Below are 22,901 nucleotides of genomic sequence, written 5' to 3' on the forward strand. Positions count from 1 at the left end.
CAGAATGGTCCATGGACAGACGTGCATTCCTGAAAGCGGCCGGCGTGCTGAGCGCCGGCCTGGCGATGAAGCCGAGCTTTGCCTGGTCGGCCGCCGGTGACACGCTGCGCATCCGCATGGAGGGCGATCTGCAATGCCTCGATCCCGCCTTCATGAATGGTGGCATCGAGGATGTCATGATGCGCGGCATCTATGTCTCGCTCAACCATTTCGGCGACATCCGCAAAGGCTCGCCCTGGTCGCTGTGGGGCGCGGAAAAGCTGGAGCAGAAAGACCCGAAAACCATTGCCTTCACCTTGATCGACGGGCTGAAATGGTCGGGTGGTTTCGGCGCGGTCACCGCTGACGACGTGAAATTCTCCTTCGAGCGCATTGCCGACAAGGCGCTGGCATCGCCCTGGGCCTATCAGTTCGAAAAGCTCGACCGCGTCGAGGTCGTCGATGCCCGCAACGGCATCATCCATCTGAAGGAACCTTACCAGCCGATCTTCGTCACCAGCCTGCCTTACTATGGCGGCCACATCATCAGCCGCGCCGGCACCGAGAAAGCCGGCGGCAAATTCACCACGCAGCCGCCGGCGACCTGCGGGCCCTATCTCTTATCGGACTGGCAGCAGAAGCAGAAGGTGACGCTGACCGCCAACCCGGACTGGCCGGGACCGAAGCCGGACTTTTCGAAGGTCGAGATCTATATCGTCACCGACGACCAGGCGGCCCAGCTTGCCTACGAGGCCGATGCCTTCGACTACACCAAAATAGCCATTTCAGCGACCAAGGCCGTCAAGGAGAAGCCGCCAGCGGACACAAACCTGATCGAGGCGCAATCGACGCGTTATGTCTGGCTGACCATCAACCAGTTGAGCCCGCGACTCAAGGATTTGAAGGTGCGGCAAGCCGTGCAGTATGGCGTCGATGTCGGGCAGATCCTCACCGGCGTCTATGACGACCTGACCAAGCGCTCCACCGGCGTCGTCCAGCCCGGCACCAAATTCGCGCGCGCCTCCAATCTGATCGCGGCGCCCGACTATGAGAAGTCGGCCGCGCTACTCACTGAAGCCGGCGTCAGCGATCTGTCGCTGACGCTGACGGTGATGAACGATTCCATCCGCACCGCGACCGCGCAGATCATCCAGGCCAGCCTTGAGCAGGCCGGCATCAAGGTCGAGATCCAGCCCTATGACGAGGCCGCCTTCTGGGGCGTCGGCGACAAGACGCAGGGCGATGGCTACAAGAACATCGACCTGGCGCTGATGGATTTTGCCGGCGGCATCGACCCGTCGGAAAACCTGGTCTGGTTCCGCCCCGACCAGATCGGCGCCTACAATTGGTCGGGCTTCGACAGTGCGGAATTCGAGACCAGCTATCAGCAGCTGGTGGCGGAAAGCGACGAGGCCAAGCGCATCGCCTTGTCGAACCGCATGGAGGATCTGATGGAGCAGTCCGGCGGTTTCGTCTTCATCTGCCACCAGCCGCTGGTCGCCATCCACAAGACGGCGTTCGACCCGGTCATCTATCCGGACGGACACCCCAATCCGGTGCTGTTCAAGAAGAAGGTTTGAACCGAAACATGATCCCGAAAAGTGGGAACCGGTTTTCTCAGACAAACGGTTTCCGTTTGTCCAGAGATCATGGTCAAACAAGGAGATAGAGCCCCATCCCGATGTCATCGGGATGGAACAGGCTCTATGTGGACAGGAAGGGCATAATCGATTAGCTGGGTTGCATGACGGAAGCCCAGCCAGAAGATGCAAAAAGGAAGCGCGGCGTGAAGAAGGCTCCGCCGCGCTTCAGCCGCGAGCAGGCCGACGTGCGCCGTTCCATGCTGATTGAGGCGGCGACGCGCTGCCTGTCGGTCGGCGGCATCGGCGCCTTCACCATCGACCGTATCTGCAAGGAGGCCGGCGTTTCGCGCGGCCTCATAAACCATCATTTCGAAAGCCTCGATGGGTTGCTGGTCGAGGTCTACAAATCCTCGCTCTACGCCAGCGTCAACAACCAGATCGCCGAAGCCAAGCGCCGCCGTGCCGAGGCATCCGACTGGCCGCCGGAAGCCTCGCTCGCCGCTTTGGTGCACTCCAATTTCTCGCCCGAATATTTCAGCCGCGAGAATCTGCTGATCTGGCTGTCGCTGTGGGGCGAGATCGCCGTCAACCCGCGCCTCAAGGAAGCGCACCGCGAACTCTACGATGCCTATCGGGCGGAGCTCGCCGAGGATATAGCGGCGGTCGCGGTGCCACGCGGCAGGCAAGTCGACGCTCCGTCGCTGGCGCGCAATTTCATCGCTTTGGTCGACGGGCTCTGGCTCGAATGGTGCCTTGATGAAAGCGTGGTGACGCCGCAGGCGGCGGAGGCGGCGGGGTTCGAGATGCTGGAAGCGCAGGTGGGGCCGCTGCGGGACGGTTGAATGCGAGGCAGCGCTGCTTCGCACCTTGCCGAGGCTGCCTCAGCCCTTCTTGCGTCCTGGACAGCCTCTATGCGGTCATCTGCTTGAGCGCCTTGAGCAGGCGAATATGGGTGTGGGAATGATGGTGCCTGACATGGACGGCCGAATAAATGGGATGTGAAATCTTCGGCGCGTCGGCGACGAATTCCGCCACGCCCTCCTGCCGCAACCTGGTCGCCACCGTCTCGGTGACGAAAGCGGTCCCGCCCCGACTTCGCAAGAGATAGGCGACAGCGCCGCCATTTCCGGTCGAGACCGGGCTGTTTTCAAGCTCCGGCAGCATCTGCCTGTGGGCGCGATTGAAGAAGGCCGAATAGTTGGCCCGGATATAGTCGGCCGGCGTGACCGCGCCGAAGGCAACGCCGCGCGTCGACACCATGACGAAATTCTCCTCGGCGATCTGCTCGTAATGCATGTCCGGCAGGTGCTGCGGCGAATAGAGCACCGCCAGATCGAGGCTGCCGGTGGTGAGATCGAGGATCATTTGGTTGGAGTAGTCGATCTCGACATAGATCGCCAGTTTGGGCATCGTCGCCCGCACCCATTCCAGCCATCCTCCCAGCACGCGTTCGTAGAGCTCGAACTGGATGCCGATGCGGATCAGCCGGTCGAACTTGCCGACCGTCTGGATTTCGCGGCGGGCGTCGAGCCAGCGCAGCCTGACCGCACGCGCATGCTCCTCGAACCTCAGGCCGGCGACGGTCGGTTCCGTGCCGCTCTTGCCGCGGATGAAGAGCTGCTTGTCCAGCAATGTCTCGAGCGTGCGGATGCGGCTCGAAACGGTCGACTGTGTGATGCCAAGGCGCTCCGCCGTCCTGTTGAAGTTGCGGGTTTCGATAAGGTCGAGGAACGTGTCCAAGAGTTCGATCTGCATCTCGGCCATCCAGCGCCAGGAATTCCCCGCAATCGCTAACGCTTTTCGGCCCGGTCCGACAACGGGTAATCGGATTCTTCGATTAACATCCCGCCGCTGGCTGCGTTGCCGGCCCTGCCTTGGAAGCGCACGGTTGCCGCAACCTCACCCCACCCAATGGCGGGCAAGACATCCATGTTCATCGTCGATACCGACGTTCACAATTACTGGTCCAGCGCCGAGGTGCTGCTGCCCTATCTCGAACCCTACTGGCGCGATTTCCTGGTGCGCGGCGAGAAGCCCGGGCCGAGGGGAAGCTTTCCGCACGGCCACCGTCCATGGCTGCACCCGGAGGGGTTCTCGCGGCACGACATCCGTCCGGAAACCGAGGATGACAATTACCTGATCATGAAGGAGAAGCACCTCGATCTCTATGACATCGATGTGGCGATCCTCACCGCCGACGAGCCTTTGGAAGCCTCGACCCTGGCCAACTATCACTATGCCAACGCACTGGTGAAAGCCTACAATGATTACATGATCGACTGGTGGCTGCCGAAGGACAACCGCTTCAAGGGATCGATCATCATTTCGCCGACCGACCCCCATGGCGCCGCCGCCGAAATCCGGCGTCTCGGCGGCCACAAGGACATCGTCCAGGTGCTGGCCAGCCACGGCTCGCAGCGCCCCTATGGCGATCCCTTCTACCATCCGATCTATGAAGCCTGCGCCGAGGTCGGGCTGCCCTTCGCCATTCATTTCGGCGGCCAAGGCGGCGTCAACCACAACGCGATCGCCAGCGGCCCGACTGCCTATTATTGGGAAACGCACGCCTTGCTCGCCCAGCCGGCGATGACCCATGTGGTCAGCATGATCTCCAACGGCGTTTTCGAGAAATATCCCGACCTCTATTTCGTCGTCATCGAGTGCGGCGTATCGTGGGTGCCTTCGCTGATGTGGCGGCTCGATGCCAATTTCAAGGCGCTGCGCAAGGAGACGCCATGGCTGAAGATGCTGCCGTCGGAATATTGCCGCCGCAACATCCGCTTCAGCACCCAGCCGTTGGAGCAGCCCCAGAACGTCAGGCATCTGTGGGAGACGCTGGAGCACATGGACGGCCAGAACACGCTGCTTTTCGCCTCCGACTATCCGCACTGGGATTTCGACGCGCCGACCAATCTGCACATCCCACCGGCCTGGCGCGACAAGGTGATGGGGCTGAATGCGCTGGAGGTCTACAAGCGCATCGAGGCGCCGGCCGCCGCCGCGAGGGTCGCCTGATGAGCGCCGCCGCAACCGCTCCGGCGCTGACCTTTGCCTGCAAGGCCGCCCAGGTCGCCGTCGGCACGCCCACGATCGTCACCGTCGGTCGCATCCGCGTCGGCATATTCCAGCTCGAGGATGGCTATGCCGCGCTGCTCAACATCTGCCCACATCGGGCAGGCCATCTCTGCGAGGGGCCGATATCCGGTACCACGAGGCAAACGGACAAGGCGGAATTCGTCTATGAGCGCGCCGGAGAGCTCATCCGCTGCGCCTGGCATGGATGGGAGTTCGACATCCGCTCCGGCAAATGCCTTGTCGACGAGAAGCTCAGGGCGCGCACTTTTCCCGTTCATGTCGATGGCGACGACATCTATCTCGAAATGCGCCGCTGACCGCCGCGTGCCGCAAATTTTGGAGTCCGGACGATGGAAACCGTGAAGTTCACCCAGATGAAGGATGGCGACCGCGAGGACTATGCCTTCCTGACCGAACATGAGACCGAATACGCCACCGGCACGGCCGATCGGCTGCTGGGGGCGATGGTCGAACTCGACAAATCGCTGTCGGGCTACAAGGTGACGCGGCTCGGCCATTCGCTGCAGGCCGCGACGCGCGCCTGGAATGCCGGTGCCGATATCGACTGGGTGGTGTCGGCGCTGCTGCATGACATCGGCGACATCTACGCGCCCTACAATCATGACGAATACGCGGCCGCCATCCTGCGTCCGTTCGTGCGCGAGCAATGCGCCTGGGTGGTGGAAAAGCATGGCGATTTCCAGCTGATCTACTATGGCGAGCATGTCGGTGCGAACCCGCACAAGCGGGATGCCTTCAGGAACAGCGCCTATTTCGACGACTGCGCCGAGTTCTGCGAGAAATGGGACCAGTCGAGCTTCGATCCGGACTATCCCACACGGCCGCTGGATTTCTTCGCGCCGCTGGTGCGGGAAGTGTTCGCCCGCAAGAGCTACGATCCCGCCATCGTCAGGCCTGGAATGCGCATTGCGATGTCGGATGAAGCGGCCGCCGCCGAGCGATCGCGCCTGTAGCGCCTGGCGACGAGGCTGAGATATTTCCCCAGGGGCGTGTCTTTGCCCGGTTTCGCCCTCGAAGGTTGCCCCCCTCAATTCAGCGGTGAACCGCCCTCGCGTTTGCGCCGATCCATATAGTCGCGCAGCGCCTCGTCGATGCCGGGATCGATCGGCGGCTGTTCGTATTCGGCGACCATGCGTTTCCACACGACATTGGCGCGCTCGCGCGCCGTGACCTGGCCGCGCTCGATCCAGGTGTCGTAATTGTCCCAGTTCGACACCAGCGGCGAATAGAAGGCGCGCTCGTAGCGCTGCATGGTGTGGGCGGCGCCGAAGAAGTGGCCGGCCGGGCCGACCTCGCGCACCGCTTCCAGCGCCAGCGTGTCGATGTCGACCACGGGCGGGTCGAAATAGGCCGACATCATCTGCAGCATCTCGGCATCGATGACCAGTTTCTCGAAGGATGCGGTGAGCCCACCGCCGAGCCAGCCGGCGGCATGCAGCACCAGGTTGGCGCCGCCCATCAGGCAGCCCCACAACGACATCGCGCTCTCATAGGCCGCCTGCGCGTCGACCGAATTGGCGGCGGTGACATTGCTGGAGCGGAACGGCACACCGATCAGCCGGCAGAGCTGCCCGGTGATCTGCGCGGCCTGCGTGTATTCCGGCGTGCCGAAGGCCGGCGCGCCGGTCTTCATGTCGACGTTCGAGGTGAAGCCGCCATACATGACCGGCACGCCGGGGCGCACGATCTGGGTCAGGACGATGCCGGCCAGCGCCTCGGCATGCTGCTGCGACAGCGCGCCGGCAAGCGTCACCGGGCTCATCGCGCCGGCCAGCGTGAAGGGCGTGATGACATTGACCTGGCCATGCTCGGCCAGCGCGATCAGACCTTCGGCCATCGGCTCGTCGAGCTGCAGCGGCGAGTTGGTGTTGATGATACCGGTGAAGACAGGCATCTCCCGTGCAAGGTTTTCGCGCGTCGTGCCGAGCGAAATCGCCACCATTTCCAGCGCGTCGATGGCGCGGCCCTGACCGAGGGTTTGCGGCTGCCAGTTCTTGTCGAGCAAGGTGATCTCGGCATAGTAGAGGTCGAGATGGCGCGTGTTCTGGTGCAGGTCGAGCGGCTCGAACGGGCCGCCGCCTTCCTGGTGCAGCACGTTGAACGACTGGATCAGTTTCAGATAGTCGCACATCTCGGCATAGGTGCCGGGGCGGCGGCCGCGATCATTGTCCATGACATAGGCCGGGCCGCCGACCGATGACAGGATGCAGTGCCGTCCGCCGACCTTGACGTTCTTGGCTGGATTGCGGGCGCGCAGCTCGAAGGATGACGGCGCCATGGCGACGCGCTCCATCACCATGGCGCGGTCGAAGCGCACCCGCATCTCGCCTTCGTCGACATCGCAGCCGGCCGAGCGATAGAGCTGCCGCGCCCGCGGCTGCAGCACGCGCATGCCGATTTCCTCGAGAATGGTGAGACCCATTTCGTGGATCGTCTGGACATGGTCGGCCGACAGGATCTCGATCGGCGCGTAGGGTCGCGTCAGCTGCTTCCACGGCCGCTGCTCGATGCCGCCGATCTCGCGCTGCGGGCGGCCGGGTCTGCGACGTGCGACAATGCGTTCCATGGCCTTCACTCCTTGTTTGACACAATTCCGAACGGAAAACCGCTTCACACTTTTCCTGGAATTGCTCCTATTCAGCGGCTGTGCGCATATCGAAATCCGTCACCGCATCGACGATCGGCGTGTCGCGGCGGTAGGGCTGCCAGCGGATCTTTGTGCCGATTTCGCGGGCAAGCTTATGGCCGCTGTGCACGGCATGGGCGATGGCGCCGGGCGCCAGCGTATCGCCGATGCGATCGACGCTTTGAATGCCGGCGGCCGCAAGCGCGTCCGTCCTTTCGGTGAGCGCCTCGAACAGCTCGTTGCGCGGCAAGCGGAGCCCGACGATCAGCACCGAGCGGCAAGCGATGCGGGTCTCCTCGCCGGTGAAAAGATGCGCCAGCGTCGCCGTCTCGCCATCGAAGGATTTCAGGAAATGCAGCGTTGTCACCGGCACCTTGCGCCTTGCCAGCGCGCGATGCACCAGCGGCAATTCATTGGTCATGATCGTCCAGGCTGAGGCCTGGCCGGCCGGGGTGACGTAGCTGACCGGAATACCTTGTCCTGCCAGGAACTCGGTCAGCACGCCGCCCATGTAGTAGTTGTCGAAATCGAAGACCAATGTCGGTCCCTGCGGGAGCCGGCCGGCGGCGATGTCGTCGGGTGTGAATACGTCGGGATGGTCGAGACGGCCGACCGGAATCTCGAGCGAGGAATAGAGCATGTTGGTCCAGCGCGCGCCGGTCGCCAGCACCACGCGCTCCGGGGCGAGATCGATGATCTCGTCCACGCCCAAAACACTCTCGGGATAGAGCGAGACATTGCCCATTTCGCTCAGGCGCCCGAGCCGGTACTCGACGACGCGGTACCAGGCCGACAGGCCGGGCAGCGTCTTCTCGAAGGTCAGCCGTCCGCCGAAGCTGCGGCTGCTGTCGGCGAGCGTCACCTCATGGCCGCGACGGCCTAGAGTGAGCGCGCATTCGAGCCCGGCCGGCCCGCCGCCGACGATCAGGATGCGTTCCGGCCTGTCGGTGCGCTCGACACGTTCGGGATGCCAGCCGCGCCGCCATTCCTCGCCGGCGGTGGGGTTCTGGGTGCAGCGCACCGGCACGCCGTCATGCCAGCTGGAAATGCAGATGTTGCAGCCGATGCATTCGCGGATTTCGGCCTCGCGGCCTTCGCGGATCTTGGCCGGCAGGAAGGGGTCGGCGATCGACGGCCGCGCGCCGCCGACGAAGTCGAGCACGCCGCGCTTGATCTGCGACACCATCGTGTCGGGCGAGGTGAAGCGGCCGACGCCAACCACCGGCTTTTTCGTCAGCGACTTGACGAAATCGATTACCGGCTCGTGGCTGCCTTCACCGGTGAAGCGTGAGGCCGAACAGTCGGTCGGGCTGGAATCCATCTTGACGTCGAACAGGTCGGGCAGGTCGGCCAAAAGTTCGATCAGCTCGTGCGCCTCGGAGGGCTGGTTGCGGCCGGGCCTGCCGCGCAGTTCCTCGAGGCTGACGCGCAAGGCGACGCCGCAATCCTTGCCGACGGCATCCTTGGTGACCTCGATCATCTCGCGCACGAAGCGCACCCGGTTCGCGATCGATCCGCCGTACTCGTCGGTGCGATGATTGTATTCCGGAAGCAGGAATTCGTAGCCGAGATAGCCCATGCCGGCGTAGACATAGACTATGTCGAAGCCGGCCGTGCGCGCCTTGCGCGCCGCCTCGGCCTGGCACCGCAGCACCTCTTTTATGTCGGCCTTGTCCATGGTCTTCGGCCGCAGATTGCCCATGAAGCCGACATGCGTGGCCATCCAGGGAATCCCCGACGGTGACAGCGGCGGCAGCCGGCTCGCCCTGTTCATCACGGATGCGCCGCCGTGCCAGAGCTCCACGCCGGCCAGCGAGCCATGGCGATGCACGGCTTCCGTCATCAGCGCATGGGCGCGGATGTCGTTGTCGTCCCATAGGGTGGCGAAAGGCAGCGGCGCGTCGTCGGAACTCGGGTCGATCGAACAGGCGCCGGTGCAGATCACGCCCCACCCGCCCTCGGCCTTGGCTTCGCGAAAGGCCGCACGCACCCTTGGAAGGGCGTTGGTCATGCCGCTGGCATGCGGCACTTGGTAGAAGCGGTTCGGCGCGGTGACCGGTCCGATGCGCATCGGCTCGAACAGGATTTCGTAGCGGGGATTGCAGGTCATCGGGGCTTCGCAAACATGCTTGTTGAACGATCGTACAACAAGCATATTCTGTGATATTGCAGAACGCAATGGCCCAAAGCGCCGATGCGTTGGTGATCTGTCCGGGAAGGGGTGCCCGTGCGCCGGGCGGCGGTACTGGGATGGACATGCGCGGCCTTGTCAGGCGATCAGATCGGGACCAATCTGGTTCAACGACGGCATACCCGCGAGCTTCAGGCCGTTGGCGACGTCCTCGAGCAGGATGTCGAGCACCCTGGCCACGCCGGCCTCTCCGCCGGCGGCGCCGAACAGGGCGGCCCGGCCGATCGCCGCCGCGGAGGCGCCGAGCGCACCGGCCTTGATGATGTCCATGCCGGTGCGGATGCCGGAATCGATGAGGATCGGAACCCCGCAACCCAGCGCATGGCGGACTGCCGGCAAGGCATCGATGCTCGAAATGGCGCCGTCGAGTTGGCGGCCGCCATGGTTGGACACCCAGATGCCGTCGGCGCCTGCCGCCACCAGGCTTGCCGCATCGCCTGCATGCAGCACGCCCTTCACCAACAGCCGGCCCTTCCACCAGTCGCGGATGCGGCGGAAATCGTCCCAGTCGAAACCAGCGTGGAGGTTGGCGCCGACGCGCGCGGCGATGGTCAGCCCGGCGCTGGTGTCGCCGAGATAGCCGCGAACGTTCTCGAATTGCGGCAGCCCGCCGCGCAGCAGCCGCAGCGACCAGCCGGGATGAGCCAAACCTTCCCAGAGATGGCGGGGCGAGGGGCGAAGCGGGATCGATATGCCGTTCCTGAGGTCCTTTTCGCGTCTGCCGCCGGCCTGCAGGTCGACGGTTACCACCAGCGTCGAATAACCCGTCTCCTCGGCCCGCCGCACCAGTTGCCGGTTGAATTCGAAATCCCTGAGCACGTAGAGCTGGAACCATAGCGGTCCCTCGACAGCCCTGGCCATGCGCTCGATGCTGGTCGTGGCCATGGTGGAGAGCGTGTAGGGGATGCCGCGCGCGGCGGCCGCCCTGGCGATGGCGATGTCGGCCCCGGGCCTGACCAGCGCGCAGGAACCCATCGGACTGATCACCAACGGCGTCGGCAAGGTCTGCGACCACAGCGACGTGGAAAGGGAGGGTCGGGACACGTCAGTGAGCACGCGTGGCAGAAGCCTGATCCGCTCGAAATCGGCGCGGTTGGCCTTGAGCGTCAGTTCCTGTCCGGCGCCGCCGTCGACGAATTCGAAGATCGATTTCGGCAGGCGGCGGCGGGCAAGGCTGCGGAAATCCTCGACCGAAACCATGCGATCGAGCGATCCCATTTTCAGACCTCGCCTGCCGTCATCGCCAGCCCCTCACGCCGCGGCTGCCAGCCGGTCGCAGACGGAATGGGTTATCTCGCGGGTCGAGGCGCTGCCTTTCAGATCGGCGCTGAGCAGGCCGCCGGCAAGGCAGGCTTCCGTCACGCCTCGGATCCGTTCGGCGGCCTGATTGAGCCTTCCGTCCTGATGCTTGTGGCCGAGCCAATCGAGCATCGAGGCGGCCGACAGGATGGTGCCGTAGGGGTTGGCGATGCCCTTGCCGGCAATGTCGGGCGCCGAGCCGTGCGCGGCCTGGAAGAAGCCGTTGGCGTCGCCGATCTCGGCCGACGGCGCCATGCCCATGCCGCCGACCGTGGCCGCCGCGAGGTCGGAGAGGATGTCGCCGAACATGTTCTCGCTGACGATGACATTGAAATGGCCGGGCTTCAGCACGAGATGCATGGCCATGGCGTCGACCAGCGCATATTCGGTGGCGATGTCGGGGTAGCCCTGTGCCACCTCGTCGAAGACGGAGCGGAAGAAGGCATAGCTGCGCAGCACATTGGCCTTGTCGCAGCAGGTCACCCGGCGCACGCCGTCGCGCGGCGCGCCGTTTGACTGCCGCGCCAGCTCAAAAGCCTTGCGCACGATGCGTTCGATGCCGGTGCGCGTCTGCACCAGCGTGTCGACCGCAACCTCGCCGCGCAGCAGCGCGCCCGAGCCGCGCGCGGCGTAGAGCCCCTCGCTGTTCTCGCGCAGGATGATGTAGTCGATGTCGCCGGCCTTGATGCCACTCAACGGGCTCTGCACGCCCTCGAACAGCCGGATCGGGCGGATGTTGGCATAGAGGTCGAGTTCGAAGCGCAGCTTCAAGGTGAAATCCAGCCCTGCCTCGGTGCCGTCGGGGTGGACGACGCCCGGCAGGCCGCCGGCGCCATGCAGGATGGCATCCGCCGCCCGGCAGGCCTGGAAGGTCGGTTCGGGAAAGCTCTGGCCGGTCTTCAGGAAGTGCTCGGCGCCGGCCGGATAGTCGCTGAAGCGCAACCGGCTGTTGGGCCCGAGCGCGGCCTTCACCACCTCGACCGTGGCGGCGCAGACTTCCGGGCCGATGCCGTCGCCATGCACCACGGCGATTTCGTAGACAGGCTTCATCGCCGAACCCTCACGGACAACAATCTCTCAGATGCACTTGCCGCCATCGACGTTGAGGTCGACACCGGTGATCATGCTGGCCTCGTCGGAGCACAGGAAGGCGGCGGCATTGCCCATGTCCTGTGGCGTCGAGAGCCGGCCGATCGGGATGGTGGCGACGACGCGGGCGCGGTTCTCCTCGCCGGAGCCGATGAAGGTTGACAGAAGCGGCGTGTCGCCGGCGACCGGGTTGATGGCGTTGACGCGGATGCCGAAGGGCGCGAGTTCCACCGCCATCGCCCGCGTGGCGGCGATCGCCCAGCCCTTGGAGGCATTGTACCAGGTGAGGTTCGGCCGCGGCGAGACACCGCCAGTGGAGGCGACGTTGAGGATGGCGCCCGATTTGATGGCTTTGAAATGCGGAACGACCGCGCGGGCGCCGTTGTAGATCGAGCGCATGTTGACGTCAGCGATGCGGTCGAACAGCTCCTCCTCCATCGTCTCAAGCGGCAGTGGCGGCTGGGCGACGCCGGCATTGTTGACCAGTATGTCGAGCCCACCAAAAGCCGAGCGGGCGAGGTCGGCGGCCGCTTCGAAGCTGCCCACGGTCGAGACATCGCCGGTGATCGGCCGCACCTTTTCGCCGGCCTCGCTTGCGACCCTGGCCGCTGCTGCCTCATCGCGGTCCATCAGCACGACCAGCGCGCCCTCGGCGACGAATTTCCTGACGATGCCTTCGCCAAATCCCGAACCGCCACCGGTGACGATGGCGACCTTGCCAGCAAGTCTCATATCTGTTCCTCCGTTGCCGGCACCATCGGGGAAGTCGCTTGGATTGCACAGTCCGATTATCTGAACGCCCTTTTAGCTTTCCTTGTTTGAGCTCGCCGGTGGCGGGAGTAATAGTCGCGGCGGAATTCGTGAGGAGGACGCGATGACGCTGAATTTCGACCCGAGGGCGAAGGCCGCGACGCTCTACCACGGCGAATTCCGGCCGATGTTCATCGGCGGCAAGTGGGTTGCGGCACAGTCCGGTGAGGTGATGCAGGCGCTCAACCCGGCGACGGGCGAGGTGCTGGCGACGGTGCCGCGCGGCGGGGCCGCTGACATCGATGCGGCGGTGGCCGCCGCACGCGCGGCCTTCGAAGGCCCATGGTCGAAATTCTCGCCCTATGAGCGGCAGTGCGTGCTGTTGCGCATCGCCGATCTGTTCGAGACGCATTGGGAAGAGCTCAGCGTTTCCGACACGCTCGACATGGGGCTGCCGATCACGCGCACGCTGGCCAACCGGCGCCGCGTCATCGGCATGCTGCGCTTCTATGGCGGCATGGCGACGGCGCTGCATGGCGAGGCGATCGACAATTCCATTCCCGGCGAGATCGTCTCCTTCACTAGGCGCGAGCCGGTCGGCGTCGTCGGCGCCATCATTCCCTGGAACGCGCCGACTGCCGCCTCGATCTGGAAGATCGCGCCGGCGCTCGCCACCGGCTGCACCATCGTGCTGAAGCCTTCCGAGGATGCCTCGCTGACGCCACTGCTGATCGCCAGGCTGATGCAGGAGGCCGGCGTGCCCGACGGCGTCGTCAACATCGTCACCGGCACTGGCGCCGAGGCCGGCGCGCGGCTTGCCGAACATCCCGACGTCAACAAGATCGTCTTCACCGGCTCGACGCTGACTGGCCAAGCGATCGCGCGGGCGGGCGTCACCAACCTCAAGCGCGTGTCGCTGGAACTCGGCGGCAAGTCACCGATCATCGTCTGCCGCGACGCCGACATCGACAAGGCGGTTCCGGTGGCGGCGATGGCGGTGTTCATACATTCGGGCCAGATCTGCATCGCCGGCTCGCGGCTGTTCGTGGCGCGCGAAATCCATGATGAATTCGTGCGCCGGGTCGCCGAGTTTGCCGGCAAGCTGCGCATCGGTCACGGCATCGAGGCGGAGACCGAAATCGGGCCGCTGATCAATGCCAGGCAGGCCGGCAAGGTGGAGGGCTACATCAAGGCCGGCAGCGACGAGGGCGCCGAACTGGTCGCGGGAGGCTCGCGGCTGACGGGCGCGCTCTATGATGGCGGCAATTTCATCGCGCCGACCGTGTTCGGCGCGGTGTCGGACAAGATGACCATCGCGCGCGAGGAGATATTCGGGCCGGTCATTTCCGCCATGCCCTTCGACACGCTGGATGAGGCGGTCACGCGCGCCAATGCCACGCCCTATGGGCTGGCGGCCGGCATCTTCACCACGCATCTCGGCACCGCGCACAAGCTGGCGCGCCGCGTCAAGGCCGGCTCGGTCTGGGTCAACATGTACCATGCCATCGACCCTGCGGTGCCGTTCGGCGGCATGAAGATGTCCGGCTATGGCCGCGAGGGCGGCATCGAGCATCTGCATGAGTATCTGGAGACCAAGGCCGTCTGGATCCAGACCGACTGACGGGTATGCCGATATTCAGGTGAGGGCGGCCTGCAAATGACTGATGCCTGTGCTTCCGGTGCTCACGTACTTTAAGTACGCTCCGCTCCGGTTCTCGGCATCAGCCATTTTCGGCTCGCCCTGACCTGAATCTCGACACACCCTGGCGCGTGCGGGAGGAGCCCGTCCGAAAAGTTGCTCAATGCGCCAGTTCGCGCAGGTTGGTGCGGATGAGGTTCATCAGCTGTTCGGAGAAGGAGTGGTGCACGTAGCCTCGCGCCGTGATGATGCCGACGGAGCGGTGGGCGTCGCGGTGGTCGATGGGCACGACGCGCATGCGCTCGTCATTGCGTGAGATGGCGATGCCGGGGACGACGCACACACCCAGGCCGGATGAGGCAAGCGCCACCGCGGTCTGCGCGCTCTCGACCTCATATTGCGGCTTGAGCTCGATGCCTTCCGCCGCCGTGAGCCGATCGACAAGGCCGCGTACCGCCGTCTTGCGGTTGAGCAGGATCAGCGGGTAGCGCAGCAAGTCGGATAAAAGCAGCTTCTTTTCGCCGCCGTGGATTTCCGTAGGAATGCAGGCCATCAGCGGATCGTCGAGGATGGATTCGAACTGGAAGTCCGTGAGATTCGGCAGTTCAGGACCGATATAGAACTCGACCTCCTGCTGCTGCAAAAGGCTCAGCGCCGCCTGGGGCGGGGTTTCGATGACCTCGACGATCGAGCGGGGATAGCGCAGCTTGAATGTCGCCAATATGTCGCCCAGCCGGCTTGCGGCCAGCGTCGGGGCGCAGGCGATCTGGACCTTGCCCTTGCGCCGCGCGGCGATCTCGGTCAGCCGGTCGAGGCTGGTCTGCACCTGCGACATCGCGTTGGCGATCTCCTCGAACAGGACCTGGCCTTCCGGCGTCAGGCTGGCGCGCTGCGCGGTGCGGATGAAGAGCGATATGCCGATCTGCTCCTCGAGGTCGCGGATCTGCATCGAGACCGCCGATGGCGAGCGGTTGCTCTCTTCGGCAGCACGACGGAAGCTGCCGTTTTCGGCGGCAAGCAGGAACGTCTGCAGAAGTTTGAGGTTGATGCTGGACATGTCCGCTCGGGCAGGTGGTCTGACCTCCTGACCTATTCAGACGCGGAACCGATTGCAAGGCAATAGGCCGGGCCAGCCATTGGTCCTGGCTTAGCCGGCGAAACATTGCCTTTCTTTGCGACCATCAATGCACTGCAGCAAACATCACGCGTTCCTCGGTCGCTTCCGACAGCATCATCTCCTCGACCACGCGGCCGCGCTTGACAACCAGGATGCGGTCCGAAACGGCCAGGATTTCAGGCAGATAGGACGAGATGACGACGACGGCCATGCCCTGATCGGCGAGATCGCTGATGAGCTGGTGGATCTCGACGATGGCGCCAACATCGACGCCGCGCGTCGGCTCGTCGAAGATCACCAGCTTCGGCTTCTGGATCAGCGATTTGGCGATCACTACCTTTTGCTGATTGCCGCCGGAAAGCTCGATCATCCGGGCGCGGTCGCTGGTCTGCCGCAGGCTCAAGCGCTCGCCCCATTCGCGGGCAAGCTGCCTGGCGCGCGCCAAGGACACCATCGAGACCGGGTTGGCGCCCTCGGTGAGTTCGCCCATCTGCAGGTTCTCGCCGGCCGTCATGGTCTCGAAGAAACCGTCGAGCTTGCGGTCCTCGGTGACATAGACGATGCCGTCGCGCACCGCCGGCCGCGGCACGCGGTAGCGCACCGATTTGCCGAGCAGGCGGATTTCGCCGCCATGGAAGATGTTGCGCTTCAGCAGGCCGGCAACGACCTTGGCCATTTCGGTGCGGCCGGCGCCGACAAGGCCGAACATGCCGGTGACCTGGCCCGAAAAGACCGAGAAGGAGGAGTTGCGCACCAGGCCGGCGCAGGAGAGGTTCTCGACCGAAAGCACATTGTCGCCATAGGGCCGGGCCGTGCGCTTGACCTCGCCATGCAGCGTTTCGGTCAATGTGCGGCCGACCATGGCCTGCACGATGGTGGCGCGGGTGAAGCCCTTGGCGTCTCCCGAAGCCACGATCTCGCCGTCGCGCATGACGGTGATGCGGTCGGCCACGGCCAGCGCCTCTTCCAGCGCATGGCTGATGAAGATGATGGCGATGCCTTCCTTTACCAGGCGCTGCTGCAGGTTGAAGAAATGGCTCTTCTCTTCCGGCGTCAGCGTCGCCGTCGGCTCGTCGAAGATGATGACGCGGGCCTTGTGGTGGACGGCGCGCGCGATCTCCACCATCTGCTTGTGCGCCGCGCCAAGCGTGCTGACTTGCGCGGTCGGGTCGACCTGAAATCCCATGCCGGCAAGGAACTGCCGCGCCTGGATGTAGAGGCCGCGCAGCCGGTTGAACATCTTCTCTTCGCCGAGATAGAGGTTCTGCGCGACCGTCATGGCCGGCACCAGATTGGTTTCCTGGAACACCATGGCGATGCCGGCGCGCAGCGCTTCGGCGGGTGCCGCGAAGGACACCGCCTTGCCGTCGAAGGTCATCTTGCCCTCTGTCAGCTTGAAGACACCAGCCATGACCTTGGTCAGCGTCGACTTGCCGGCGCCGTTTTCGCCGAGCAGCGCGTGGATCTCGCCCTTGCGCAGGTCGAAATTGACGTTCTTGAAGGCGGGGATGCGCGAGAAGGCCTTGGTGGCGTCCCTGAGTTCGATGATGTTATCCGACATCGCTTAACCCCGCTTGCCGCCGGCGGCGCCGGCCACGCGCACCACCCGCGATCCGCCGCGCGAGGCGACGAGCAAATCGTCGCCCGCCTCACAGGCGCTGACCGTGCCGTGCACCGTGCCGTCGGCGCGCGAATGAAAGCTCGACAGCGGCTTCATGTTCTGGTCGCAATGTACCACCAGCCCATAGGATCGGGTGACCGCATAGGGCTTCAGCACGTTCATCTGCTTCAGCTGGCTGCCTTGCATCGGCTCGCGGTAATCGCGCCATGAGCTCAGCGAAGGCGCCATCCAATACGCTTCCGGGACCTCGGCCAGCATGCGCTTGCGATAGGTCTCCTCGCGCAGGATGAATTCCACCAGCTGGTTGCGGACGGAATAGAAGGTCAGCCAGTAGCCGGCATTGAAGGCGGGCGCGATGCGGGCGGGATAGGCGGGCAGATGGTCCAGCACCGGCAACGTCGCCTTGGTGGCGAGGTCGATCGCCAGCACGCGGTGGCGCCAGGCTTCGGTGACGTAGATGCGGTTCGAACCGGTGGTGGCGATGCCGGCGGGCCAGGCCAGGCCGTCGCGGATCAGCTCCAGCCGGCCGCTTTTCAAATCGAGGCGCCAGAGCGAGCCGGAAGCGTTCTTCTGCATCAGGTCGCGGCGCCAGCCGCTCGCCGGCAGCGAGGCCGAACCGTTGGCGATCAGCAGGCTGTTGCTGTCGAGGAAGGTGAGGGCGGTGATGCAGGAGAGCCGCAGGGCCTCGTCGCCCGTCGCTTCGCGCCCGTCATGCAGGCCGCCGCGGATGACGACGCCCTTGCCGTCGATCGCCAGCGCCGTCATGCCGCGGGCATGGGCAAGTGCTGTGATCTCGCCCGAAAATTCCTGCAGTATTTCGGCATGGCCGTCGGCGCCGAAACGTACCAGAGAGGCGGTGCTGCTGGCCAGCACGCCCTTGTCGGTGCGCACGAGATTGTCTGAATTGGCGAGGCTGGCGAAGGTCTCGGCCTCCTCCAATCCCTGGTTGGGCAGCAGGGGGCCGTCGAGCGTCGGCACCGTCACCGCCCAGTCGCCACGGCCGAGGAAGCGGTCGAAAAACTGGCTCACGGCGCTCATGCCTTTTTGCCCCAGTAGGAATCCGAGCTGAACCAGTTCTGGTCGACGCCCTTCAGCGGCAGCGTGCCCATGCGGTTGTTGAAGATGCCGCAGAGATAGAGCACGCCCTTGTGCTCGCGCATCGAGGTGATCATCGGATGTTTCTCGCCGGCGCGGTCCCACAGGCTTTCGAGGATCTGGCCGTTCTCGTCGAAGCGCAGCACGCAGCCGGTGTTGAGGTTGGGCATCAGCCAGGCGTCTTCCGAAACGCGCCGCGCCATGCGGCGGCGGAAGCCCGGCATTTCCAGCGACAAATCGAGCGCCGGCGTGCGCATGCCCATCAGGGCAAGCCAATAGGTGCCGTCCGAGGCGCGGTTGATGTTGTCGGGATAGCCGGGCAAGCCTTCGATGACGCGCTCGACCTTGCCCTTCTTCGGGCCGTCGAAATAGTAGCGGCTGATGCGGCAGGCCCAGCTTTCGGCGAACAGCACCGACTGGCCGTCGAAGGCGGTGCAGATGCCATTGGGGAAGACCAGGTTCGACAGCAGCGTGCGGGTCGAACCTGTGCGCGGATCATGGACGATGATGCGGCCGTTGCCTCGGCTTTCCAGCGCATCGGCGTACCAGTCATGCATTTCGAAACGTACGGTCGCTTCGGAAAAGACAATACGGCCGTCGGGAAGGATGTCGCAGTCGTCGGCGAGCTTCATGGTCGAGTCGTCGACGACCGAGGTCAGCGAGCGGTTGGTCTCGGCCGTCAGCAGCTTCACCGCGCCGTCCGGTGCCACCCGGTAAAGGCCCATGCCGGCGACGCAGATGACCAGATTGTCGTCGCGGTCGAAGGCCATGCCGAGCGGCGAGCCGCCAATATGGGCGAACACTTCGCTCTGCGTATAATGCGGCGGCTGGAAGCGTAAAATGTCGCCCTGGCGGGTGCCGGTGTAGAGGCGGTCCTGGCGATCGAAGATGACGTCCTCGGCGCCGTCGAGGACGCCAAGGCCGATGACGCCGACATCCTTCAACCGGTCGTTCACCGCGATCGGCGTGCCCGGCGCGGTGGAGATCGGCTCGCGCATCTTGGCGAAGGTCGGCGAGATGTAGACGCTGCGCAGGATCTTGTGACGGTTCTTGACCCAGCGCACGTCGAGCAGGACCGAGAAAAGCAGCACGAGGCCAAGGATCAGGGAGTTGACCGGGCCGGATACGGCCAGAGCAAGCAGGCTGTTCGACAGGACGAGCACGAAGACCGTGCCCATCAACGCCTTGGCCACCGAGCCGCGCCCGCCGCCAAGTGAGATGCCGCCAAGCACGGTCGCGGTGAGCACCTGCAGTTCGAGGCCGGTGCCGATATCGGAGGCCGCACTGCCGATGCGGGCCGAGAAGAAGAAACCGGAGAGCGCGACCAGCACCGAGCACAGAACATAAGCGCTGAACAGAGTGAAACGCACATTGATGCCGGCATTGTAGGCCGAGCGGCGCGCGCCGCCGACCGCGAACAGCCGCCAGCCATAGCGGGCACGCGACAAAACGAGATGGATCGCCAGCGCGATGACGACGAAGACGGCGAAGGAGGTCGGCACGCCCCAGATCGTGCCGAAGCCGAGGAAATCATAGGTCGGCGAATTAGGCCCGCTGGTGACGATCGGCGTCGAAACCTGCGGGAAGATGACGTCGAAGGTCGATCGGTAGATGATCAGCGTGACCAGCGTCGTCAGGAAGGCCCGCATGCGCAGGAAGCCGACGAGCAAGCCGTTGATGGCGCCGCAGACGACGCCGAGCCCGAGGCATGCCAGCAGGCCGGTGCCAAAGCTCCATTGGCCGACATTCATGCCGTAGAGCGTCACCAGCACGGCCAGCGCGAAGGTCGAACCAACCGACAGGTCGATGCCGCCCGAGACCATGACGATGGTCATGCCGAGCACGACCAGGCCAAGCTCGGCGGTCTGGCCGCTGAGATTGGTCAGCGTCGCGACGCTCCAGAAGCCCGGCACGATCGAGCCGAAGATCGCGCACAGGATGACCAGCGCCGTGAAGGGGATGACGCTGTCGATCCACTTCTTGGTCAGGATCTCCCCGACCACATGGTCGGGGAGCAGGCGGTAGCGCCAGCGCACGAGGCTTTCGGCCATGCTCATCGAAAAGTCCGTTACTTGATGTCTTCAGGCTTCCAGCAGTTCCGGCCGGTCGCGTTGGTCTTGTCGACACGGGTGATCGGGCCGAAGAAGATGGTCTTCTCGCTGCCCGCTTGCCGGTCGGGATGCTGCAGCAGTTCGGAAATCTGCTGCGCGGCGATCTCGGCCTGGATCGGGGCATTGAAGTTGAAGATCACATCGAGCAGGCCGTTCTTGATGCTGTCGCACCCCGTGGCGGCACCCGCGCCATTGGTCACGATGGTGACCTGGTCCTGCTTGCCGGCAGCCGCGACGGCGGCACCGGCGCCGACCTCGGCATTGTCCCAGATGCCCATGATGCCGCAGAGGTCTGGATGCTGCTGCAGCACCGTCTCGGTGATCTGGCGGGCCTTTTCGCTCATATAGTCGGCGGGCTGGTCGGAGACGAGCTGCAGTTCGGGATTGGCCTTCAGCACCTCGTCGATGCCGGTTCGCATGTAGATGTTGGCGGCGCCCGTCTGCACGCCGGCAAGCCAGACCACCTTGTGCGAGACGGCGTTCGGCCCGGTGCAGTGCTTGGCCAGTTCGCCCATTTCCAGGCGGCCCATCTCGATCCAGTCATTGCCGACATAGGAGTCGGTCTGGGTGGCCGACTGCATGTTGACCTGCAGCACCTTGATGCCGGCCGCCTGCGCCTGCTTGAGCAGGCGGGCGTAGGTCTGGACATCGGGATTCTGCACGATGATCAGGTCCGGCTTCTCGGCGATGGCGCCCTGCATGGCGCGGATGCCGGCATTGGTGTCACCGTTGGGATCGCGCACTTCGAGGCTGAAGCCATAGCGGGCGGCGTGACGCTGCCACACCATCACCCAGGCCTGGTTGAGGTCCATGCCTTGCGAGATCGGCACGAAGATCACCTTCTTGCCCTTGAGCGTTTCCAGATAGGGCGCCCGACCGACCTGGTCGGTTTCCTGCGCGGTGCCGACGTTGGCCGCTCCCAGCAGCGCAAGCGCGGTCAGGCCTGCGAACAGGCCGTTCTTGAATAGCTTCATGGTTTCCTCCCTGATTTGATGAGTTCTTGTTTCAGATGTCGCCGCTCTGCGAGGTCTGCTCGTCGCGCGGATTGATGATGGCGTCGATCGCCAGCGCGCCCAGCAGGATCACACTCTTGATCAGGTTCTGGCTGGTGTAGCTGAAGTTCAGGATCGTCATGCCGTTGGTCAGGATGCCGACCAGGATGGTGCCGACGATGACGTTGCGCACGCCGCCCTGGCCGCCGGAGAGGCCGATGCCGCCAAGCACCACGACCAAAAGCACGTCGTAGATCAAGCTGGAGTTGTAGAGGCGGGTGTCGATGCCGGTGACCAGCCCCAGCATGATGGTGCCGGCAGTAAAGGCGATGAGCGCGCTGATGACGTATTGGGTCACGATGATCGGGCGCGTCGGCAGGCCGGTGGTGCGGGCCGCGTTAGGATTGTCGCCCGTTGCATAAACCAGCCGGCCGAAGCGGGTCTTTTTCAGGAAGAAGCCCATCAATGCCGCGACCGCCGCGAAGATGACCACGACCATCGGGATGCCGAGGACGGTGCCGCTGCCGACGAATTTCAGCCAGCCGATGTTAGACGGAGCATAGAGCACGTCGGAGGCAAAGACGATGCGGCCGGAGCCGTAGACCGAGGAGGCGATGGCAAGCGTGGCGAAGATCGGCGGGATTTCGGCCACCGCCACCATGATGCCGGTGAACAAGCCGATTGCCGCGGCCAGAAGGGCACCGCAGAGCACGGCCAGCGTGAAATCGATGCCCCAGGTGGAGATCCAGATCGAGAAGGCGACGCCGACCACCATCACCGCGACCATGGTGAGATCAATGCCGCGGCCAACGACGATGAAGCCCATGCCGACCGCCAGCGTGCCGAGGATGGAGACGTTCTTGAGGATGGCGATGATGTTGCCCTGGCTCAGGAAATTGTTGAGCGTCGCCGAGAACACAACAAAGAGGATGACCGAGATCGCAACGACGACGAGCTCCTGGGACAGTTTGATGCCCGAGCGCGCGCCGTCGGATTTGCCCGAACCAGCCAATTTCCTTCCTCCCTCGCTGCCAGCCTCAACTGGCAGCTTGCCTGAGCGGCGTTTGCCGCTCCGGCGTTTCCTCCACAGCCCTGAGCCGGCTGCCTCCCGCAAGACCATTGCGGCTCGACGCGGCAGGGGCAATTTCGATTTTCTGATGCGCTGTGCAGTTCGCTCCGGCGGGCGGGGCAGGCGAACCCTTGCCAGGGAACCTTTGTCCGGCCGGTGATTTTTGCCTATATAGGAAGCGTGAACGGCCAGGAGGGTGTTGCCGATGACGACGAAACGCTTTGCGATCTGCGCTCTTGCCCTGGCGACGGCCTGCGGCATGACCGCGCCGGCATCCGCCGGGGCCAAGCACCGCCACCACACTCAGAACCACTACTACAATCAGGCCGAGCCGGAACGCTATGTTCCCGCCGATGACGATCTCATCGGCTTCCTGTTCGGCGGCCCGCGCTATTATGACCAGCAGCTGTTCACCACCGCCGCCGGCGCCTGCTCCTACAATCGGGTGGGGCCGGACGCGAATGCGATAAACAAGATCAACGATCACCATTGCGGGAAATGATCGGCTGATCTGCCTTTGGCGCACCCAGGCCGGTCTCCTCACGAAAGCTTACGGACATGATGGCGGCGGCTCGATGCCGCCGCTGTTTTGCTGCCCATTGCGCATTGGCGATTTCAAGCTATGATGAAATTCGCCAACCGTG

The 22,901-nt window shown here is 64.3% G+C and carries 19 protein-coding genes; 7 read left to right on the forward strand and 12 right to left on the reverse strand.

From position 1 onward, the window contains the following. Positions 1-11 precede the first annotated feature (11 nt). Positions 12-1,559 (forward strand): ABC transporter substrate-binding protein, encoded by a 1,548-nt coding sequence (locus AC04SF_RS05805; protein WP_488476913.1) that lies wholly within the window; start codon positions 12-14, stop codon positions 1,557-1,559. 206 nt (positions 1,560-1,765) lie between these two features. Then, the gene (locus AC04SF_RS05810; RefSeq protein WP_244734592.1) at positions 1,766-2,404 is read left to right on the forward strand and encodes a TetR/AcrR family transcriptional regulator; all 639 of its coding nucleotides are present in this window, start codon (positions 1,766-1,768) and stop codon (positions 2,402-2,404) included. 67 nt (positions 2,405-2,471) lie between these two features. Here AC04SF_RS05810 and AC04SF_RS05815 read toward each other — a convergent pair whose 3' ends face one another. Beyond that, complete coding sequence (locus tag AC04SF_RS05815; protein WP_096457656.1) at positions 2,472-3,317, reverse strand: LysR family transcriptional regulator; 846 nt, start codon at positions 3,315-3,317, stop codon at positions 2,472-2,474. Between the two features lie 174 nt (positions 3,318-3,491). Here AC04SF_RS05815 and AC04SF_RS05820 point away from each other — a divergent pair, with 174 nt between their 5' ends. Genes AC04SF_RS05820 through AC04SF_RS05830 form a run of 3 tightly spaced genes read left to right on the forward strand, consistent with a single transcriptional unit; the run spans position 3,492 to position 5,611 of the window. Continuing rightward, the gene (locus AC04SF_RS05820) at positions 3,492-4,577 is read left to right on the forward strand and encodes an amidohydrolase family protein (protein ID WP_096448763.1); all 1,086 of its coding nucleotides are present in this window, start codon (positions 3,492-3,494) and stop codon (positions 4,575-4,577) included. After that, positions 4,577-4,954, forward strand: coding sequence for a Rieske (2Fe-2S) protein (locus tag AC04SF_RS05825; protein WP_488476914.1), 378 nt, complete (start codon positions 4,577-4,579; stop codon positions 4,952-4,954). The genes AC04SF_RS05820 and AC04SF_RS05825 overlap by 1 nt, the downstream gene beginning before the upstream one ends. A gap of 33 nt (positions 4,955-4,987) precedes the next feature. After that, entirely contained in the window at positions 4,988-5,611 is a 624-nt protein-coding gene (locus AC04SF_RS05830) for an HD domain-containing protein (protein WP_488476915.1), read from the forward strand. A gap of 74 nt (positions 5,612-5,685) precedes the next feature. On the opposite strand, the gene AC04SF_RS05835 is transcribed toward AC04SF_RS05830, so the two are convergent. The 5 genes from AC04SF_RS05835 to AC04SF_RS05855 form a co-directional block, all read right to left on the reverse strand. Then, a complete protein-coding gene (locus tag AC04SF_RS05835) occupies positions 5,686-7,224 on the reverse strand; it encodes a trimethylamine methyltransferase family protein (protein ID WP_488476916.1) in 1,539 nt (512 codons plus the stop codon). 67 nt (positions 7,225-7,291) lie between these two features. Continuing rightward, positions 7,292-9,394 carry an oxidoreductase gene (locus tag AC04SF_RS05840; RefSeq protein WP_488476917.1) on the reverse strand — a complete coding sequence of 701 codons (2,103 nt, stop codon included), beginning with the start codon at positions 9,392-9,394 and terminating at the stop codon, positions 7,292-7,294. Positions 9,395-9,553: 159 nt separating this feature from the next. Then, the gene (locus AC04SF_RS05845; RefSeq protein WP_488476918.1) at positions 9,554-10,693 is read right to left on the reverse strand and encodes an alpha-hydroxy acid oxidase; all 1,140 of its coding nucleotides are present in this window, start codon (positions 10,691-10,693) and stop codon (positions 9,554-9,556) included. A gap of 33 nt (positions 10,694-10,726) precedes the next feature. Continuing rightward, positions 10,727-11,824 (reverse strand): isocitrate/isopropylmalate dehydrogenase family protein, encoded by a 1,098-nt coding sequence (locus AC04SF_RS05850; protein WP_488476919.1) that lies wholly within the window; start codon positions 11,822-11,824, stop codon positions 10,727-10,729. A 27-nt stretch (positions 11,825-11,851) separates the two neighbouring features. After that, entirely contained in the window at positions 11,852-12,595 is a 744-nt protein-coding gene (locus AC04SF_RS05855; protein ID WP_488476920.1) for a glucose 1-dehydrogenase, read from the reverse strand. A 142-nt stretch (positions 12,596-12,737) separates the two neighbouring features. On the opposite strand from AC04SF_RS05855, the gene AC04SF_RS05860 reads away from it, so the two are divergent. Beyond that, positions 12,738-14,234 carry an aldehyde dehydrogenase family protein gene (locus AC04SF_RS05860; protein ID WP_488476921.1) on the forward strand — a complete coding sequence of 499 codons (1,497 nt, stop codon included), beginning with the start codon at positions 12,738-12,740 and terminating at the stop codon, positions 14,232-14,234. Positions 14,235-14,412: 178 nt separating this feature from the next. Here the strand turns inward: AC04SF_RS05860 and AC04SF_RS05865 are convergent, their stop codons facing one another. The 6 genes from AC04SF_RS05865 to AC04SF_RS05890 form a co-directional block, all read right to left on the reverse strand. After that, complete coding sequence (locus AC04SF_RS05865; protein ID WP_488476922.1) at positions 14,413-15,309, reverse strand: LysR family transcriptional regulator; 897 nt, start codon at positions 15,307-15,309, stop codon at positions 14,413-14,415. A 124-nt stretch (positions 15,310-15,433) separates the two neighbouring features. Next, positions 15,434-16,930: a sugar ABC transporter ATP-binding protein gene (locus tag AC04SF_RS05870; RefSeq protein WP_488476923.1), complete on the reverse strand. Its 1,497-nt coding sequence runs from the start codon at positions 16,928-16,930 to the stop codon at positions 15,434-15,436. 3 nt (positions 16,931-16,933) lie between these two features. Further along, complete coding sequence (locus AC04SF_RS05875) at positions 16,934-18,028, reverse strand: NHL repeat-containing protein (RefSeq protein ID WP_488476924.1); 1,095 nt, start codon at positions 18,026-18,028, stop codon at positions 16,934-16,936. Further along, the gene (locus tag AC04SF_RS05880; protein WP_488476925.1) at positions 18,025-20,142 is read right to left on the reverse strand and encodes an ABC transporter permease; all 2,118 of its coding nucleotides are present in this window, start codon (positions 20,140-20,142) and stop codon (positions 18,025-18,027) included. Before AC04SF_RS05880 ends, AC04SF_RS05875 begins: the two co-directional genes overlap by 4 nt. Before the next feature lie 11 nt (positions 20,143-20,153). Further along, positions 20,154-21,170 carry a sugar ABC transporter substrate-binding protein gene (locus AC04SF_RS05885; RefSeq protein ID WP_488476926.1) on the reverse strand — a complete coding sequence of 339 codons (1,017 nt, stop codon included), beginning with the start codon at positions 21,168-21,170 and terminating at the stop codon, positions 20,154-20,156. 31 nt (positions 21,171-21,201) lie between these two features. Then, positions 21,202-22,200, reverse strand: coding sequence for an ABC transporter permease (locus AC04SF_RS05890; protein WP_488476927.1), 999 nt, complete (start codon positions 22,198-22,200; stop codon positions 21,202-21,204). 262 nt (positions 22,201-22,462) lie between these two features. On the opposite strand from AC04SF_RS05890, the gene AC04SF_RS05895 reads away from it, so the two are divergent. Next, the gene (locus AC04SF_RS05895) at positions 22,463-22,759 is read left to right on the forward strand and encodes a hypothetical protein (protein ID WP_096448751.1); all 297 of its coding nucleotides are present in this window, start codon (positions 22,463-22,465) and stop codon (positions 22,757-22,759) included. Positions 22,760-22,901: the final 142 nt, after the last annotated feature.

This window comes from Mesorhizobium sp. CNPSo 4671 (assembly GCF_057784245.1).

What these genes read in the sequence shown, in the direction of transcription:
- AC04SF_RS05895 (WP_096448751.1), top strand. Translation starts at nt 22,463, where the DNA reads ATGACGACGAAACGCTTTGCGATCTGCGCTCTTGCCCTGGCGACGGCC.
- AC04SF_RS05825 (WP_488476914.1), top strand. Translation starts at nt 4,577, where the DNA reads ATGAGCGCCGCCGCAACCGCTCCGGCGCTGACCTTTGCCTGCAAGGCC.
- AC04SF_RS05865 (WP_488476922.1), bottom strand. Translation starts at nt 15,309, where the DNA reads ATGTCCAGCATCAACCTCAAACTTCTGCAGACGTTCCTGCTTGCCGCC.
- AC04SF_RS05855 (WP_488476920.1), bottom strand. Translation starts at nt 12,595, where the DNA reads ATGAGACTTGCTGGCAAGGTCGCCATCGTCACCGGTGGCGGTTCGGGA.
- AC04SF_RS05835 (WP_488476916.1), bottom strand. Translation starts at nt 7,224, where the DNA reads ATGGAACGCATTGTCGCACGTCGCAGACCCGGCCGCCCGCAGCGCGAG.
- AC04SF_RS05860 (WP_488476921.1), top strand. Translation starts at nt 12,738, where the DNA reads ATGACGCTGAATTTCGACCCGAGGGCGAAGGCCGCGACGCTCTACCAC.
- AC04SF_RS05845 (WP_488476918.1), bottom strand. Translation starts at nt 10,693, where the DNA reads ATGGGATCGCTCGATCGCATGGTTTCGGTCGAGGATTTCCGCAGCCTT.
- AC04SF_RS05880 (WP_488476925.1), bottom strand. Translation starts at nt 20,142, where the DNA reads ATGAGCATGGCCGAAAGCCTCGTGCGCTGGCGCTACCGCCTGCTCCCC.
- AC04SF_RS05840 (WP_488476917.1), bottom strand. Translation starts at nt 9,394, where the DNA reads ATGACCTGCAATCCCCGCTACGAAATCCTGTTCGAGCCGATGCGCATC.
- AC04SF_RS05875 (WP_488476924.1), bottom strand. Translation starts at nt 18,028, where the DNA reads ATGAGCGCCGTGAGCCAGTTTTTCGACCGCTTCCTCGGCCGTGGCGAC.
- AC04SF_RS05820 (WP_096448763.1), top strand. Translation starts at nt 3,492, where the DNA reads ATGTTCATCGTCGATACCGACGTTCACAATTACTGGTCCAGCGCCGAG.
- AC04SF_RS05815 (WP_096457656.1), bottom strand. Translation starts at nt 3,317, where the DNA reads ATGCAGATCGAACTCTTGGACACGTTCCTCGACCTTATCGAAACCCGC.
- AC04SF_RS05830 (WP_488476915.1), top strand. Translation starts at nt 4,988, where the DNA reads ATGGAAACCGTGAAGTTCACCCAGATGAAGGATGGCGACCGCGAGGAC.
- AC04SF_RS05850 (WP_488476919.1), bottom strand. Translation starts at nt 11,824, where the DNA reads ATGAAGCCTGTCTACGAAATCGCCGTGGTGCATGGCGACGGCATCGGC.
- AC04SF_RS05805 (WP_488476913.1), top strand. Translation starts at nt 12, where the DNA reads ATGGACAGACGTGCATTCCTGAAAGCGGCCGGCGTGCTGAGCGCCGGC.
- AC04SF_RS05885 (WP_488476926.1), bottom strand. Translation starts at nt 21,170, where the DNA reads ATGAAGCTATTCAAGAACGGCCTGTTCGCAGGCCTGACCGCGCTTGCG.
- AC04SF_RS05870 (WP_488476923.1), bottom strand. Translation starts at nt 16,930, where the DNA reads ATGTCGGATAACATCATCGAACTCAGGGACGCCACCAAGGCCTTCTCG.